Source organism: Phascolarctobacterium faecium (assembly GCF_003945365.1).
GTDB classification, from domain to species: Bacteria; Bacillota; Negativicutes; order Acidaminococcales; family Acidaminococcaceae; genus Phascolarctobacterium; species Phascolarctobacterium faecium.
The window spans coordinates 863131-880312 of sequence record NZ_AP019004.1 but is presented as its reverse complement, the minus strand read 5'-3'; the positions used below and the strand labels follow the sequence as shown (position 1 = coordinate 880312).

At 42.9% G+C, this 17182-nt stretch carries 12 protein-coding genes and 3 riboswitches; of the genes, 2 read left to right on the top strand and 10 right to left on the bottom strand.

Annotated features, from left to right (window positions below; translation table 11 throughout):
* Positions 1-27: 27 nt before the first annotated feature.
* Positions 28-1350, bottom strand: a complete 1323-nt coding sequence (locus PFJ30894_RS04285; protein WP_125669130.1) for an MATE family efflux transporter — start codon at positions 1348-1350, stop codon at positions 28-30.
* A 187-nt stretch (positions 1351-1537) separates the two neighbouring features.
* Here PFJ30894_RS04285 and PFJ30894_RS04280 point away from each other — a divergent pair, with 187 nt between their 5' ends.
* Together PFJ30894_RS04280 and PFJ30894_RS04275 are read left to right on the top strand one after the other, a co-directional pair.
* On the top strand, positions 1538-2500 hold the full coding sequence (locus tag PFJ30894_RS04280; protein WP_125669129.1) for a M14 family metallopeptidase: 963 nt from the start codon (positions 1538-1540) through the stop codon (positions 2498-2500).
* Between the two features lie 71 nt (positions 2501-2571).
* A riboswitch (NiCo riboswitch) is annotated at positions 2572-2662 on the top strand.
* Positions 2663-2729: 67 nt separating this feature from the next.
* Complete coding sequence (locus PFJ30894_RS04275) at positions 2730-3632, top strand: cation diffusion facilitator family transporter (RefSeq protein ID WP_125669128.1); 903 nt, start codon at positions 2730-2732, stop codon at positions 3630-3632.
* A gap of 343 nt (positions 3633-3975) precedes the next feature.
* Positions 3976-4120, bottom strand: a riboswitch (cobalamin riboswitch).
* 275 nt (positions 4121-4395) lie between these two features.
* On the opposite strand, the gene PFJ30894_RS04270 is transcribed toward PFJ30894_RS04275, so the two are convergent.
* The 9 genes from PFJ30894_RS04270 to clpP all read right to left on the bottom strand — a co-directional run bounded on the left by PFJ30894_RS04270 (position 4396) and on the right by clpP (position 17114).
* Positions 4396-4689 carry a hypothetical protein gene (locus PFJ30894_RS04270; RefSeq protein ID WP_046430270.1) on the bottom strand — a complete coding sequence of 98 codons (294 nt, stop codon included), beginning with the start codon at positions 4687-4689 and terminating at the stop codon, positions 4396-4398.
* Between the two features lie 66 nt (positions 4690-4755).
* Positions 4756-5937 (bottom strand): methylmalonyl Co-A mutase-associated GTPase MeaB, encoded by a 1182-nt coding sequence (meaB, locus tag PFJ30894_RS04265; protein ID WP_125669127.1) that lies wholly within the window; start codon positions 5935-5937, stop codon positions 4756-4758.
* A gap of 3 nt (positions 5938-5940) precedes the next feature.
* Complete coding sequence (gene scpA / locus PFJ30894_RS04260) at positions 5941-8127, bottom strand: methylmalonyl-CoA mutase (protein WP_125669126.1); 2187 nt, start codon at positions 8125-8127, stop codon at positions 5941-5943.
* Positions 8128-8129: 2 nt separating this feature from the next.
* Positions 8130-10319 (bottom strand): methylmalonyl-CoA mutase family protein, encoded by a 2190-nt coding sequence (locus PFJ30894_RS04255; RefSeq protein ID WP_125669125.1) that lies wholly within the window; start codon positions 10317-10319, stop codon positions 8130-8132.
* Positions 10320-10800: 481 nt separating this feature from the next.
* A riboswitch (cobalamin riboswitch) is annotated at positions 10801-10976 on the bottom strand.
* Between the two features lie 128 nt (positions 10977-11104).
* Positions 11105-12136, bottom strand: a complete 1032-nt coding sequence (locus tag PFJ30894_RS04250; RefSeq protein WP_113077739.1) for an AbrB family transcriptional regulator — start codon at positions 12134-12136, stop codon at positions 11105-11107.
* An 11-nt stretch (positions 12137-12147) separates the two neighbouring features.
* Positions 12148-12786, bottom strand: a complete 639-nt coding sequence (gene yihA, locus PFJ30894_RS04245) for a ribosome biogenesis GTP-binding protein YihA/YsxC (protein WP_021718227.1) — start codon at positions 12784-12786, stop codon at positions 12148-12150.
* Between the two features lies 1 nt (position 12787).
* A complete protein-coding gene (lon, locus tag PFJ30894_RS04240; protein ID WP_113077740.1) occupies positions 12788-15109 on the bottom strand; it encodes an endopeptidase La in 2322 nt (773 codons plus the stop codon).
* A gap of 129 nt (positions 15110-15238) precedes the next feature.
* Entirely contained in the window at positions 15239-16489 is a 1251-nt protein-coding gene (gene clpX / locus PFJ30894_RS04235) for an ATP-dependent protease ATP-binding subunit ClpX (protein WP_021718225.1), read from the bottom strand.
* A gap of 22 nt (positions 16490-16511) precedes the next feature.
* Positions 16512-17114 (bottom strand): ATP-dependent Clp endopeptidase proteolytic subunit ClpP, encoded by a 603-nt coding sequence (gene clpP / locus PFJ30894_RS04230; protein WP_021718224.1) that lies wholly within the window; start codon positions 17112-17114, stop codon positions 16512-16514.
* Between the last annotated feature and the right edge of the window lie 68 nt (positions 17115-17182).

Genomic DNA, 17182 nt, shown 5'->3' with positions numbered 1-17182 from the left:
CACAAACCATATACTTAGTAAACACTTTTATTTAATCTTATAAATCTTTTCTCCAAGCTTTCTCAATGAATAAAATAATATTAAAGACTGAATCCCAACAAATATTAAAAACGATATCCATAAGCCATCATTGCCAAGTAAAGGTACTAACAGTCTCTCCACAGGCCAAAATACAGCTAAAGCAATCAGCATCATATTTCTTATAGGAACCGTATAAGTAGCACCTGTAAACATTCCATAAAGAGCTAGGCCTATGCCAGCTATCAAAGGATAAATAAGAACATAATATTTGTAAGTTTCTGCTAACACAGCTACTTCCTCTAAGTCTGTAAAGCAATTTATTAAAAATGTACTGCCAAATGTAAATCCAAGCATTAACAGAAACACCAACACAAACAACCATTTATAGGTCATTTTTAAAATCTGCCAAAATAATGCCCTGTTTTTCTGTCCCAGAGCCCTTCCTGAAAAAACAGAAGCACCATTAGCCATACCGTCGACCAAGAACGACATGATATCTTTCAGCTGAAACAGTACGGCATTCGCTGCCAGCACTACAGTTCCTAATGCAGCACCGGCAGCAGCAATAATATTGTTAACTGTCAGCAGGCAAGCCGTACGAATCATTAAATTAGTATTGACCAAAAGTATTTTCGTTAGCTCCTCAGGCTCTATAACGGTTTTATAATCAAAATTTTTATAATCAAAGTTACCATAAAGATACATTAGCCAACAGCCTGCGGCAGCGCCATAAAGCTGACTTAAAAGTGTAGCCCAGGCTACTCCTTCAATATCAAAATGTAATACAAATACAAACAATACACTAAGTATCATATTCAGGACATTGCTTGAAACCTGCATAAATACAGAAGCACGTACTTTTGTCTGCCCCATCAGCCATCCTAACGACACATAATTGAACAGTACCAGCGGTGCTCCCCAAATCAAAATTTCATAGTAAGCCGAACAGAGTTCTGCTACATCCGAAGCCGGAGCAACCAATGACAGATAAGCCGTCAAAATAGGTTTCTGCAAAATTATGCAGCTGCAGCTTACTATCACAGCAATGAACAACGGTCTTAAAAAAGCCAGTAACCCTTCTTCTCTGGAATCAGAACCCAAAGCTTGAGCGGCATATCCAGAGGTACTGACACGCAGAAAACCAAAAAACCAGTAAATATTATTGAAAAGAATTGCACCTAAGGCTACAGCCGCTATATACTTAGGATCAGGAAGCTGTCCCATTACAGCAGTATTAACCGCTCCCATCAGCGGCTGTGTCATCGTTGAAAGCATAAAGGGTATTGTAATTCCCAAATATTCCCTGTCTGTCAAAACATTTGTACACACTGATATATTTCCTTCCGTCGAGATCCTCTAGTATTTTAGTTATCATTCTAAAATGTTTTTGAGTTTAATTGATAATAGGTATTGTATGAACATACTATCATATGTTATACTGATTAGCAAGAATAAAATTAAAATAATCGTATCAAAACTTACAAAATAAAACTTGATAAGCAAAGGAGTTATAAAAATGTCAGATACTATGGATATTTGCGGTTTAAAAGCAGAACGAGGGCAGAAACTGCAAACTTACATTCCTGTCCTTGACTCTAATACAAAAATACCTATCACTATCATCAACGGTCAAAATGATGGTCCTACTCTTTTAATAACAGCCGGCATCCATGGTGGCGAATATCCTGGTATCGCAGCGGCAATAGAAATATCTCAGGCTATAGAACCAGAAGTTATCTCCGGATGCCTGATTATAATACATCCCGTCAATATTCGAAGCTTTTGGGAACGCAGTGCTTTCGTTACCCCCGATGATGGTAAAAACCTCAACCGGGAATTCCCCGGCGATGTCAACGGAACACTTTCACAAAAAACAGCCTGGCTGCTCAGTCGACATTTTTTCCCTTTAGCTGATTTTTATGCTGATCTGCATAGCGGTGATATCCATGAAGAATTGTATCCATACGTATATTATCCCGGGCTGCCCAACTCTGAAATTTCTGCAAAAGCGCGCGAAGTAGCCTTGGTTCTGGATATGAAATTTATGGTTCGTTCAACTGCTACAACAGGTGCCTATAATTATGCCGCCATTTCAGGTGTCCCTTCTCTCCTTATCGAACGAGGCGGAGCCGGATTATGCCGGCGTGAAGACATTGACGCCTATAAAAACGATCTTCATAATATCCTTTGTAAGCTCGAACTTCTTTGCAGTCCACAGCAACAACAAAAACATACCCCTGTTGATGTCACTGACGTTATTTATCTTGAAACTGATCAGGCTGGCTGTTGGTTCTCCAGTTGCCGTTGTGGCGACAAAATAAAACAAGGTGATAAACTAGGTTACCTGACTGATCTTTTCGGCAATACCATTACTGTCTATAATGCCGAACAAGATGGTATTATTCTCTATCAATGCTCTGCTCTAGCAGCTCCTAAAGGCACTATTTTAGTAACCTATGGTAAAGTTAAGAATAATTAAAATAATGTTGCTTGACAAAGCCCCAGCTAACCAATTACAATCAAAGTAATCTCTTTGCACTGCATATCGCTACAGTACAAACTGAACAGGCGGTAAACCTTTGGTTTTAGCGGCCGGGCCCATCGGGCAGCAGATTCGTAAACAAACATCTGCGGGACAGTAGTAGTTCCGCAGATGTTTTTATTATATCTGTGCCGCTGCAAGAGTAACCCCAGGGAGGTTATCCACCATGCAAGACAAAATTGCCCAGTCCGAACGTCTGGCCATGCAAGTTTCTATTAACAGTATCATCGTAAATCTAATTCTTTCAGTTGGTAAATTAGCAGCAGGGATACTGGCTAATTCTGCCGCAATGATTTCTGATGCCGTTCATTCCGCTTCCGACGTCTTCAGTACCTTTATAGTTATGGCCGGCGTCAAGATATCCAATAAAGCTTCTGATGCAGAACATCAGTACGGACACGAACGTTTGGAATGTGTCGCCGCCATCATTTTAGCGATAGTTTTAGCACTGACAGGTATTGGTATAGGTTACGCAGGTTTAGAAAAAATACTTCACGCTTCAGCCGAAGATTTGAAAATACCGGGCAGCCTTGCTTTGATCGCCGCAGTAATTTCCATTATCGTTAAAGAAGGTATGTTCTGGTACACTAAAAAAGCAGCTGCCAAAATAAATTCCAGTGCTTTAATGGCAGATGCCTGGCATCACCGCAGTGACGCATTATCCTCAATAGGCAGCTTTATCGGTATTCTAGGCGCCCGTATGGGCTATCCTGCTTTAGATCCTCTTGCCAGTGTAGTCATTTGCCTGATGATAGTTTACGCATCATACGAAATTTTTAAAGATGCCATAGACAAGATGGTCGACCGCTCCTGTGACGAAGCCACTATCAATACGATGACAGCTCTGATAAACGCTCAAAAAGGCGTTGACCACATAGACGTACTGCAAACCAGAAAATTTGGCTGCCGCATCTATGTAGATGTCGAAGTAAGCGCTGACGACGACCTGACTTTACTGGAAGCACATACTATCGCCGAAAATATTCATAAAGCAATTGAAAGTAATTTTTCGGAGGTAAAACATTGCATGGTCCATGTAAACCCATGCAGCGAAGTACACCATGACTAAATAAAAAAACCACCACTGTTCAAGTGATGGTTTTGGCAGGCGCACCCCTACGCCTGCCAACGAAGGAGGAGAGAAAGGATTTTCTATTCTTTTAAGAAAGCCTTGAAAACAGCAAATAAATCAGAATATATCTGCCGGACAGAGTGAAAATGTGTCCGGCATTTTTACTCTGTAGAACAATCAATATTTCGACCAGCAAGAATAAAACGACAATCATAAGAAAAGACCGTCTTCTCAAGGCGCGAAGACGGTCAAATGTTATCAGTCAAAGCGGTTCTGCCACTCTCACATAAACAGAACCTCATTGGTTAAAAACATCTCCTTCCTGTCTCTCGCAGGTCAAGCAGTGATGCTTATATAGGCTGCTGTCCGGCTTCAGGTATTACCTCGGCTTGTGCAAGGACTGACCTGTTACGGTGACGGGATCGCATCGGATTTACACCGATCGACATTTAAGTTCATAGAACACCCATATGAAATATTGATTTGTTATATTAATTATAAGCATTACTAATTATCTTGTCAACACTTTTAGTAAAAAAACTTCTAAATATTTTTTGCGTTATATATTACTAATAAGTATTAGTAATAATTTTATGTTATGTGAAAACATTTGCACTTCTATCGTAATTTTTAAATACGCTTATCTTATGCTGTAAAAAGATAAGCGTATTTTTCATTAAGCGTTAATAACGTCGCGTCTGCAACCGATAATACACACACTAGCTCTGGTTTTTCTTTTAGTCATCTACTCTCACTTCTTTCATTCTTTTGACAGCAGAGAATCTAAAAGCAAAAGGATATTGTTGCCAATAGCAGCGTGGAATCTAATGTTATCTTTATCGTCAATGCTCCACGCAACATGCATGGCGCTAGTTTTATTCGAATATAAGCGTTTAAATTCGTCAAGCATCTGTTTTGGTAATTTGACATACAGCATCATATTATATTGTTTAAATTTTTCATCAACCAGGACGTAGTGAGAGTCGAGAACTTCCAATCCATAACGTTTTTCGATTAATTCTATCAGGCCTTTAATAGCCGGGTTATCATTCATCTGTATTGCCTCCTTAAAAAATGGCGCGGCCCACAGGCGGCCGCGCCCCAATGGAGAATCCAAAAATTATTTTATTTCAAAAGGCGAGCTGTCTTTAACATTAACACCGCTCAGCTCAGCAGCAGCAAATCTGTTGATGAGATCTTGAACCGCCATAGTAGCCGAAATTTTTCCGCCCACTACTTCACGCTCGATCTCTTCTTTGCAGCCAATAATGGCTGGCGAACGATAAAACAGATTATGCAGATGTTCTTCAACCATGGTATATACCCAGGAAAGCGTCTGCTGTTTCCTGCGTTCAGCTAACACGCCATTTCCCCAGCCTTGTTTCATAAAGGCTTCGATAACATCATTCCACAGTTCCATAATTCCCGCTCCTGTATAAGCAGAGCAGGTATAGGCATGAGTCGTCCAGTTTTCGGTAGCCTGACGTAAAAATTGCAGGATACGTTCATACTCAGCTCTGGTAACCATTGCCCGCTGTTTATTATCACCATCGGCTTTATTGACGACGATTGCATCGGCGAGTTCCATTACGCCTTTTTTCATCCCCTGCAATTCGTCGCCGGCGCCTGTCAATACGACCAGCAGAAAAAAATCTACCATCGAACGTACGGTAGTTTCACTCTGCCCTACGCCTACGGTCTCGACTAAAATGGTGTCATAGCCGGCAGCTTCGCACAAAAGCAGTGTTTCACGGCTTTTACGAGTCAGACCACCCAAAGTTCCTCCCGAAGGAGACGGACGGATAAAAGCATTCGGTTCGCGTGAAAGCTGTTCCATACGTGTTTTATCGCCCAGGATACTGCCTTTGGTAACAGTACTGGAGGGATCGACCGCCAGTACTGCGACTTTATGTCCGCCACGACACAGGTTTGTGCCAAGAGCCTCAATAAAGGTGGATTTACCTGCACCAGGCACACCGGTGATCCCAACGCGTGTCGATTTACCAGTGTAAGGCAGCAGTTTTTGGATAACCTGCTGTGCCGTCTCAAAATGAGCGGCAGCATTACTTTCAACCAAAGTGATGGCGCGTGATAAAATTGCGCGGTCACATTTGAGGACACCTTCGACGTAATCGTCGACTTCCAGCTTACGGCGTTTGATAGCCGGAGTTACTTTGTCTTTTTTATCTACTGTTACACCTGGAGTTCCTTCATGACCGCCTGTAACACCGTACATTACCCGGCAGGCAAATTTATCGTTTTCTTCTTCAGGCACCCACGAAGGTTTATAAGTATCTGTCATGGCTTAATCCGCCAAGCGTCTGTTCAGCTCTTCCAGTACTTTTTTAGCGCAGACAGGTATAATGGTGCCGGGTCCAAAAATAGCTGCTGCACCGTGTTCGTAGAGATAATCATAGTCCTGGGCAGGAATTACGCCGCCGATAACGACCATGATATCCTCACGTCCGCGTTTTTTAAGTTCTTCTACCAGTTGCGGCATCAAGGTTTTATGACCTGCTGCCAATGAGCTCATACCAACGATATGAACATCATTATCTACTGCATCCTGCGCAGCTTCTTCCGGAGTTTGGAACAGAGGGCCGATATCTACGTCGTAGCCCATATCTGCGAAGGCGGTAGCAATAACTTTCGCCCCGCGATCATGTCCGTCTTGTCCCATTTTAGCAATATAGATACGGGGACGACGGCCTTCGCGCTGTTCAAAGTCATCTGTCATCTGACGAACTTCCTTGATAACATCTTCGTCAGCAAATTCGCTGCTGTAGACGCCGGAAATTGAACGGATGATAGCTTTATGACGGCCGCAGACTTTTTCGACAGCGTCAGAAATCTCGCCTTTGGAAGCACGAGCACGAGCTGCGTTAACTGCCAGCTCCAGCAAGTTGCCTTCACCGGTTTCCATGGAATGGGTGATAGCGTCCAAACAACGGCGAACTTCATCGTTGTCACGGTTAGCACGCAATTTTTTCAAACGTTCGATCTGCGCCAAACGAACTGCAGTGTTGTCGACTTCCAGAATATCAAGCGGATCTTCTTTTTCCAGACGGTAATCGTTTACGCCGACAATTTTTTCGGCGCCGGAATCGATATGAGCCTGACGACGTGCTGCCGCTTCTTCGATACGCATTTTAGGAAGACCGGTATCAATAGCTTTGGACATACCGCCGAGCTGTTCGATTTCCTGGATATGTGCCCAGGCTTTTTGGATCAGCTGATTGGTCAGTGCCTCTACATAATAGGAACCGCCCCACGGATCAATAACTTTGCAGACTTTGGTTTCGTCCTGAATGTACAATTGAGTATTACGAGCAATACGAGCCGAGAAATCTGTCGGCAACGCGATAGCTTCGTCCAAAGCGTTAGTATGCAGCGACTGGGTATGCCCCAAAGCTGCTGCCATAGCCTCGATACAGGTACGCGTAATATTGTTGAACGGATCTTGCTCTGTCAGGCTCCAGCCGGAAGTTTGCGAATGTGTACGCAAAGCCATAGATTTGGTTTTTTTCGGGCCGAAGGAATTAACGATTTTCGCCCACAGCATACGTCCTGCACGCATTTTAGCAATTTCCATAAAGTAGTTTTTACCCATTGCCCAGAAGAAGGACAAACGCGGTGCAAACTGGTCAATAGTAAGACCATGCTCAGTACCTGTACGCAGATATTCGAGACCGTCGGCTAATGTATAGCCAAGTTCGATATCAGCAGTAGCGCCTGCTTCCTGCATATGATAACCGGAAATCGAGATACTGTTGAATTTGGGCATATAAGCGGAGGTATATTCGAAAATATCACCGATGATGCGCATGGAAGCTGTAGGCGGATAGATATAGGTATTACGAACCATGAATTCTTTCAGAATGTCGTTTTGGATCGTACCTGCCATAACTGATTTGTCTACGCCCTGTTCTTCACCAGCCAGGATATAGAAGGCCAATACAGGCAGCACTGCGCCGTTCATTGTCATTGATACAGACATTTGATCCAGAGGAATGCCGGAGAAAAGAATCTCCATATCCAAAATAGAGTCAACGGCAACACCGGCTTTACCTACGTCACCGACAACGCGCGGATGATCGGAGTCATAACCGCGGTGAGTTGCAAGGTCAAATGCGATAGACAGACCTTTTTGCCCTGCCGCCAGGTTACGGCGATAGAAAGCATTTGATTCTTCTGCAGTAGAGAAGCCTGCATATTGACGTACTGTCCAGGGTTTGGTTACATACATCGTTGAATAAGGTCCACGCAAAAATGGCGGGATACCTGCCATATAATGCAGATGTTCGCAGTCTTTATAGGCATTCACATCATATAAAGGAGCTACGTTGATTTGTTCCATTGTACGGTAAAAATTTTCTTCAAAGGATTTACCGGTTTCAGTTTTTAATTTTTCCTTCCAGGCAGCAAACTCGGCGGCGCCTTGTGCGGGTGCCTGCTGAAAGGGAATTTGACTAAAATCAGGAATTCTGGACATTATCAGAACATCCCCCTTTCTTTTTGCATACGGAGCAAGGTTTCATAGCAATTGGATTTGACGCTGATGTAATCATCCATACCTGCAGCATCACAGATTTCTTTCAGTTCTGCGCTGGGAGCACCTGCCAGGAATACCTTCATTTCCGGATTTACAGCTTTGATGCCTTTCGTAACTGCTGGGGCCAGTTCCGGATAAGTAGCGTCAGTCGAGCAGACGATGGCTGCATCGGCACCGGACTCAAGCGCTGCTTTAACAGCTTCTTCGACAGTGAGGAAGCCATTATTTGTCACAACCTCAAAGGCAGCCACCTGCATGAAAGAGGTAACAAAATCGGCACGTGCTTTATGCTGCGGGATCGGTCCCATATTGGCCAGGAAAATTTTAACGTTTGCACCGGTTTTATCAACAAAATTTTCCGTACGCATACGCAGTTCTTCATAGCGTTCAGTCCAGCGATGCGGAGCAATAGCTTCAACCTTTTCGCCATTAGCACTGCCGGTAAGAGCTGCTGAAATTTCACCCATAGTTGCTCCAGCCAATAATGCTTTTTCAGCATCAGCGATCAAAGAACCCAACTCACTGGCATCACGTTTGCCAAGGTCGCTGAGTACAGCTTCTACATAAGCATTGTCGCGTACTTTTACGTTGACTTCCAAATCAGTTTTGCGTGCTTTAAGGATTCCTGCGAAATCAACTTCAGGCACTTCCAAAAGTTCTTCAGTCATGTTCGGGTACATGTTATTGCCGACTGCACGATCTTTTCTGGTAGCAAGATTTTTAAAACGTTCTTCTAAAATAGCTTTAACCGCTGCCTGTACTTTGCCGCTTTCAAGCGCTGCCAGTAAGCCGCCGTGGCTTTCGATTTCCTGGAACTTAGCCCAGGTTTTTTCCGTAAATTCTTCTGTCAGCGGTTCAATATACCAGCTGCCGCCGGAAGGATCGATCGGCTGAATAAAGTTGAATTCATGCTGTTCCATGATCTGGATATTACGGGCAATACGGCGGGAAAATACATCACTGGGACGAATGCAATGATCGAAAGGTTTGACATACATGCCGTCCATACCGCCAACAACCGCAGAGAAGGATTGTGTTGCCGCACGCAGCAGATTTACATAAGGATCGTATTTCGTCTGGCAGAAGGTAGAAGTGCTGACATAAAGATTGATCTTTTGTGCTTCTTCATCCCCACCGCAATTTTTAACGATTTGCGCCCAAACCATTTTCAGACTGCGCAGTTTAGCAATTTCCATAAAGAAATTAGCTCCGATACTGAAATGAAAACGCAGGTGGCGACAGAAGGTATTGACATCAATACCACGGCGTTCCATAGCGCGCATATAAGTTACAGCTGCATTCATAGCATACGCTACTTCCTGAATGTCGTTAGCACCGCCATTATGATAAACATCGGTATTGACAACTACTGTTTTAAGCTGCGGAGCATTTTTTTTAGCCCAGGCAATGCTATGTGCCATTTCGTCATAATATTCGTCCAGCGGACGAACTAATTCGCCGTCCAAAGCAAGTTCGCCAATCGGATCGACAGTAATAGCGCCATGTAATTTTTCGAGGGCCAGACCTTTTTTCTCGCAGACAGTGATTACAGCAGCCAAAAGAGCGATGTTGGAAGCGCCGGCATAAATATCGATTTCGAATTTTTCCAGATCAACACCATCCAGCAGTTTTTCCACGTCAGCTACAGTAGCCAAAGATACGCCTATATCAGCAACATCTTTTACTTCTGCCTTATCAGGATCATAGCCTTTGCGTGTCGCAGTATCTAAAACGACACTAGCAGCGGTAGTTCCTTTCAACAGCTCGTATTTAACCATTTCATTGGCTTCGGCAGGAGTTTTTCCATCACACTCCTGAGCAATAGTCCATACTTTATGGATATAACCTCCTGCATTAGCACCGCGCAGGTTGCTTTCCATGCCGGGATAGGTTTTATTGTGAGTAATCTTCTCCTGATCCTCTAATCTATAAATAGGATTCAGGGTGATACCCTCATAAGTTTTAGTGAACATACTCTTTTCAAAAGAACCGCCTTTAAGAGCAGTCACTACTTCTTGCTTCCACTCCTCATAGGACGGCGGCGTAAATTCATCGAAAGTAACCGGAGGGATAGTTCCCACTAAAGTTTCTTCCTGCTGAATCTCTGCTGTAAGGTTTTTATCTTGTTCCATATACGGCATCCTTTCATTAATTATTTTCTGTGCCGGGGTAGTAAATGTTCACCTCCTGTACTTTGCTTACTTATGTATCGCAGAATGGTTCGAGAATCTCCTACCGAAACTGCCTCTATAAGCCCCTTATCAAAAAAAGCAACCATCACAAAAAATGTGATGGTTGCTCTTGCCGCGCACCCCTACGCAGGCAATTGAGAAGAAGGTTCTTGCACAAAGAGAATTTGAGAATGGCAATAAACCCGGCAGGTTGTCCAGACCTGTCACAAATAAATATATACACTGATGGCTGACCTTATTTTCGAGGTCTAGCCATCACACTTCGACCTCAACGCGCTTACAAAAGCACAGAAAAACAGAAAACCGTTTTCTTAAAATAATATTAAGAAAAACGGTCAGAAATTCATAGCAAAAGATTCGCACTTCGTATTTACCTAAAATACGAACTCTGCAGCATCTCCTCCCCGTCTCTCGCAGGTCAATCAGCGATGTAGCTAAGGCAGTTCTTCTGACTCCGATTCATAGCTCACTTCACCTTCCCAGTATTACTACCAGTGGCATTTGAAGTTTACTCCTCGTTACAGCGGCGGGACCGCGTCGGAATTGCACCGACTTCTCTATTAAGCTCTGTAGAGCACCTTTAGCTTACAATATTCATTTGTTAGCTTAATTATATTTATTACTATTTCTTTTGTCAAGTCTTTTAATATATTTTTTCATATATTATTTTTCGCAAATAAAACAGTATCGTAGCTTACTATTTTATTCAGTAAGCTACGATACTGCTAATCAAGACTTTTATTTTTAAAATACATAGTGATTCCCAAAGGAACGCAGATATTCAAAAACAATAACCGTACTAATTGGTAAGTAAGAATGATTGAAACATCTTCTCCCATACTCATTCCAGCCAGACACATTTCCGCAATTCCGCCGGGAGCCATTGCTAAAAAAGCGGTTACTAAAGAAAACCCATACCGTTCTGACAGGGACCAGGCAACAACAACACTGACACCAATCATCAAAACGATACCACTAAAAATATAAGGCATCAATTCCTTAGTAGCCGAAAGTTTTTTGGGATCCAGCATTACGCCCATGTATAATCCAATACTTACCTGTGCCAGCATCATAAGCAAACCAGGCACAGGCTGTAAACTTCCCCAAAAATACGACCCTGCCGCTGTTGCCAGAATCGGCCCCAGCAAACGCGGTGTTGGCACCTTTAACTTAGTCGCAACAAAAGCGCCTAAAAACGACAATGGGACAAGAATAAGCCAATGCGTACCGTCTGTTGTCTGAACAATAGCATTGTTTTGCATAACCTGAGCACCTAAACCATGGATTACCAGAAATGGTACTGCTACAATAACGCCTACCAGCCTCAGAGTCTGCATAACGACAACAACATTTGCGTCAGCCCTTGGATCATCCTCCGACATCAGCATCATTTGCGTCAGCCCGCCAGGCATAATGCCCATCACACAACTGATCAGATTAGCCGAAGTATGTCTCGCTGTCCACCAGGCAATTAAAACAGCAACAGCTACAGCTATCAGCGTGGCTTCCAGTACCCCAAAGGTCTGATGCGTCATTTTCTCCCATGTATCAGCTGTAAAATTACGGCCAATACCATACCCAGCTACAAGCAAACCCAATTCACGCCAATTCTTAGGCCAGGTAACAGGCGAACCAGCTATCTTACAGGCTACTGCAGCAAAAATGCCGCCTAAAAGATATGGTATAGGCAATTCCATTTTTAAAAATAACGTTCCTAAACAGGCTGCCATAACAAACAGCAGCAAACGATTCAACATATTTCCCTCGCTTAATAATGCCCTTCCAGTGCCGTCATGATCCGCCCTATCAATTCACTGCGCATTGTATTCTGAGTTACAGAATAGGTCATAATACGGCTGTCATCCAGTCCCAGCTCCCGTTTGAATAATGCTTTTTGAGCCATCGCTGCATTTTTCGACAATTTATCTGCTTTGGTCAAAATAACCTGAACCTGCAGTCCACAGTCCAGTAACCAGTGATAGCTTTCAATATCGCTGTCCAAAGGCTTATGCCTGATATCAATAAGCTGACAGACCAGTCCTAGATTATCAGATCCGGAAAGATATTTACTGATAAATCCTGACCATTTATCTTTGTTCGTTTTAGCTGTTTTGGCAAAACCATAACCTGGTAAATCTACTAAATAAAAATCAGCACGTTCTTCCTGCCCTTCAGTAGTGCGTTTAGCCTGCAAACCATAAAAATTTATAGTCTGTGTTTTGCCTGGAGTCGAGCTCACTCTTGCCAAGCCGTTACGTCTGCAGAGCGAATTGATCAGTGATGATTTGCCAACATTAGAACGCCCTATAAAAGCAGCCTCTATTAACGGTGGTGTCGGATATTGGTCTGCTCTGACAGCAGATGTGATATATTGGGCATGAATAATATCCCAGGTTCCTTTATTCATCTTACTCCTCCAAAGCTAATTTCAACACTTGATCCATATGATTAACAGGAATGAATTTTATTGCCGCACGCACATTGACAGGAAGTTCTTCCAGATCCTGCATATTCTGTTCTGGAAGCAGAATGGTTTTTACACCATAACGATGCGCCGCCAGCATTTTTTCTTTAATTCCTCCTACCGGAAGCACTTTGCCAGAAAGAGTGATCTCTCCAGTCATGGCAATACCCGCTTTTATGCAACGTTTAGTCAGTGCTGAAACCATAGCCGTCACCATAGTAATGCCGGCGGAAGGACCATCTTTTGGGATTGCGCCTTCCGGTAAATGAATGTGGATATCAGTAGTTTCATAAAACTTTTCATCCAAATGCAGCTCTTTAGCCCGAGAACGAATATAAGTATAACCGGCCTGAGCAGATTCTTTCATAACATCACCCAACTGCCCAGTCAATACCAGACCTCCTTTACCGTTAGTAGCCAGTACTTCTACCTTCAGTAATTCACCTCCAACACTGGTCCAGGCCAAACCTGTGCAGATACCTATTTCTGCCTTGGCAGTCAGATCGCTTTCCAGAAAAATAACCGGTCCTAAATATTTAGTCAGATTTTTTTCGGTAACTTTAGCACTTTTTACCTGTTTCGTCACAATACGATGTGCTGTTTTACGGCAGATCGCCGCTATTTTCCGTTCTAAATTACGTACACCGGCCTCACGTGTATATTCGCGTATAACATGACGCAGAGCTGTTTCTGTAATATTCAAAGTTTTTGCAGTCAAGCCATGTGCCTGACGTTCCTTCGGCAATAAATGCAATTCGCCGATTTTCACTTTCTCGTCCTCAGTGTAACTGGTAAGTTGAATCACTTCCATCCTGTCTAATAGAGCAGGAGGGATAGTTTCTACCGTATTAGCCGTTACAATCCAGAAAACATGTGACAAATCAAAAGGGAATTCAATATAATGGTCACTGAAAGTGTTGTTTTGTTCCGGGTCTAATACCTCCAGCAGAGCCGAAGCCGGATCCCCCCGAAAATCAGAAGCCATTTTATCAATCTCATCCAGAAGAAAAACAGGATTCATGCAACCGCTGGTTTGCATACCATGAATAATCCTGCCTGGCATTGCGCCGATATATGTACGACGATGACCGCGGATTTCTGCTTCATCACGAACGCCACCTAAAGAAACACGGGTAAATTTACGCTCGATCGCTCTGGCAACCGAATGTGCCAGAGAAGTTTTACCCACACCAGGAGGTCCGACTAAACATAAAATCGGTCCCTTACTTTGTTTGGTCAAAGCACGTACTGCCAAATACTCTAAAATACGTTCTTTTACTTTTTCCAAACCGTAATGGTCTTTATCCAGTACTTTAGCAGCCACTTCAAGGTCAAAATTATCTTCTGTAAACTTACCCCAGGGCAAACTTAAAAGCACATCGATATAATTGCGGATTACGGCGCTTTCAGCCATCATCGGCGGCATTTTATAAAGACGGTCAAGTTCTTTATTGATTTTTTCAACAACTTCAGCCGGCAGATCAAGCTCTGACATCTGCTTCTTATATTCGTCTATTTCGGCCTGACGTTCATCACCTTCGCCAAGTTCTTTATTAATGGCTTTCATCTGTTCACGCAGATAATATTCTTTTTGGTTCTGTTCTATCTGTTTACGCACCTGCTGTGAAATATTTTTTTCCAGACCGGCAATTTCCAGTTCTTTGCATAAATACGTATAGAGTTTATTCATACGTTCTTTAACATCAACCGCTTCTAACAGCTGCTCTTTTTCTTCGATATTTATCGACAGATAACCGGCAATCATATCCGCAACCCGTCCTGGGTCAGTTTGGTCCTTAAAGGTCAGCAGCACTTCACTGTTAACTTTTTTGCTGGCAATAATCCATTGCTCAAACGTTTCAATCAGCATCCTGCGCAGCGCTTCCACTTCATTATCTTCACTGACAACAGAATCCATCGGCAGTGCATTAGCCTGGAAATATGTATCGACAGCCGGAGCTTCGATAATAGTTTCTACTTTGGCTCGGGCTAATCCTTCTACAAGTATCCGCAAAGCTCCACTTGGCAATTTCAATAATTGTTTGATTTCCGCTATGACACCATATTTAAATAAATCCTTCTGCCCGGGTTCCATCGTTACGGCTTCCTTCTGTGATACCAGAAGTATCTGCTTATCGGAAGTCATCGCAGCTTCTACTGCATGAATGGAACGCTCCCTGCCTACATCAAGATTTATAATCATACCTGGAAATACCAGCATTCCTCTTAAAGGAAGCAACGGCATTAAACGTGGTTTTGTTTCCATATATTACCCTCCTTTGCCAACAGTATTAACTGCAGCAAACGATATTTTTAAAGCATTTTCATTACTCAACTTTATTTTAACATAAAAAGGGGAAAAGGCTATGCCCCTTCCCCTTCTTTTTTTAATTGCTTAACTAGCAACCACCATTTTCGGTTCCATGTGTTCTCTGATTGCCGCTTCTGTAACTACACATTTTACAACGTCGATACGTGAAGGCACTTCATACATCACATTACGCATTACCTCTTCGATGATAGAACGCAGACCGCGGGCGCCGGCATTACGTTTAAGAGCTTCTTCTGCAATAGCCACTAAAGCACCGTCTTCGAATTCCAGTTCTACATTATCCATAGCCAGGAAATGCTGATATTGTTTAATCAAAGCATTTTTAGGCTCTTGCAGGATTTTGATCAAAGCGTCTTTATCCAAAGAATCCAGTGTCACAACAACAGGCAGACGACCTGCAAATTCAGGAATCAAACCGAATTTCATTAAATCTTCAGGCAAAACTTTTTTAAAGATCGTATCAGCTTTTGCTTCTTCTTTTGTTTTGATATCAGCACCAAAACCAAGATTCTTTTTGCCGATACGTGCACCGATAATATTTTCAAGTCCGGCAAAAGCACCGCCACAGATAAATAAAATATTAGTAGTATCGATCTGAATAAACTCCTGATGCGGATGTTTGCGTCCTCCTTGCGGCGGAACGCTGGCGACTGTACCTTCCAAAATTTTCAGAAGTGCCTGCTGCACACCTTCACCTGATACATCACGTGTAATAGAAGGATTTTCTGATTTACGAGAAATCTTATCGATCTCATCAATATAAATAATGCCTCTTTGAGCACGCTCAATATCAAAATCAGCGTTCTGGATCAATTTCAGCAGGATATTTTCAACATCCTCACCTACATAACCAGCTTCTGTCAAAGCAGTAGCATCAGCGATTGCAAAAGGTACCTGCAAAATCTTTGCCAACGTCTGTGCCAGCAAAGTTTTACCGCTGCCGGTAGGCCCCAGCATTAGAATATTTGATTTTTGCAGTTCTACTTCTTTATCCTTCGCAGGATTATTTAATTCATAGTTAATACGTTTATAGTGGTTATAAACCGCTACAGCCAAAGTTTTTTTTGCTTCTTCCTGACCAATAACATACTCGTCAAGAATATTTTTAATTTCTTTCGGCTTCGGCAGTTCGTTTACACTGACAACAGCAGCATTTGTTTCTTTCAGGTCTTCTGTCAGCATTTCATTGCAAAGTTCGATACATTCGTCGCAGATATAGACGTTATGACCGGCAATCAGCTTGCGGACCTGGCCTTCTCTTTTTCCACAGAAGGAACAAGTTATATTGCTGTCGTTCCCCTCGCCAAAGTTCATATTGTTATCTCCTTAGTATGCATCATTTCGCTTCTTCAGCTGCTGCCTTACGGGTTACAACTTCATCAATAAGCCCATAAGCTTTAGCTTCTTCGCTGGTCAGGTAATAATCGCGTTCAGTATCCTGTGCGATTTTTTCTTTCGACTGACCTGTATGTTTAGCTAAAATACCATTCATCTCTTCACGGATACGCAGAATTTCGCGCGCATGAATCTCAATTTCTGTAGCTTGACCCTGAGCCCCTCCCAGCGGTTGATGAATCATCACGCGGGAATAAGGGAGCGCGTAACGTTTTCCCGGAGTTCCTGCAGCTAAAAGTACAGATGCCATACTGGCCGCCATACCCATGCAAATGGTAGAAACATCAGGTTTGATATACTGCATCGTGTCATAAATAGCCAAGCCGGCACTTACACTACCGCCAGGACTATTGATATAAAGATGTATATCTTTATTAGGATCTTCGGATTCCAGGAAGAGCAGCTGGGCGATAACGACATTTGCCATCGCGTCGTCAATAGGGCCGGTCACAAAAACGATTCTGTCTTTCAATAAGCGGGAATAAATGTCATAAGAGCGCTCACCCCTGCTGGATTGCTCTACAACGATAGGCACATAGTTCATGTCTTACACCCCTTTTCTTTAAGGTTATATTTTTTAATAAAGTCACATCTGCCGCCGGAGCTTAAAGC

Excerpts from the sequence above, each read along its gene's own strand:
- clpP (WP_021718224.1), bottom strand. The coding sequence starts at position 17,114 with ATGAACTATGTGCCTATCGTTGTAGAGCAATCCAGCAGGGGTGAGCGC.
- PFJ30894_RS04280 (WP_125669129.1), top strand. The coding sequence starts at position 1,538 with ATGTCAGATACTATGGATATTTGCGGTTTAAAAGCAGAACGAGGGCAG.
- clpX (WP_021718225.1), bottom strand. The coding sequence starts at position 16,489 with ATGAACTTTGGCGAGGGGAACGACAGCAATATAACTTGTTCCTTCTGT.
- PFJ30894_RS04275 (WP_125669128.1), top strand. The coding sequence starts at position 2,730 with ATGCAAGACAAAATTGCCCAGTCCGAACGTCTGGCCATGCAAGTTTCT.
- scpA (WP_125669126.1), bottom strand. The coding sequence starts at position 8,127 with ATGTCCAGAATTCCTGATTTTAGTCAAATTCCCTTTCAGCAGGCACCC.
- PFJ30894_RS04250 (WP_113077739.1), bottom strand. The coding sequence starts at position 12,136 with ATGTTGAATCGTTTGCTGCTGTTTGTTATGGCAGCCTGTTTAGGAACG.
- lon (WP_113077740.1), bottom strand. The coding sequence starts at position 15,109 with ATGGAAACAAAACCACGTTTAATGCCGTTGCTTCCTTTAAGAGGAATG.
- PFJ30894_RS04270 (WP_046430270.1), bottom strand. The coding sequence starts at position 4,689 with ATGAATGATAACCCGGCTATTAAAGGCCTGATAGAATTAATCGAAAAA.
- yihA (WP_021718227.1), bottom strand. The coding sequence starts at position 12,786 with ATGAATAAAGGAACCTGGGATATTATTCATGCCCAATATATCACATCT.
- meaB (WP_125669127.1), bottom strand. The coding sequence starts at position 5,937 with ATGACAGATACTTATAAACCTTCGTGGGTGCCTGAAGAAGAAAACGAT.
- PFJ30894_RS04255 (WP_125669125.1), bottom strand. The coding sequence starts at position 10,319 with ATGGAACAAGATAAAAACCTTACAGCAGAGATTCAGCAGGAAGAAACT.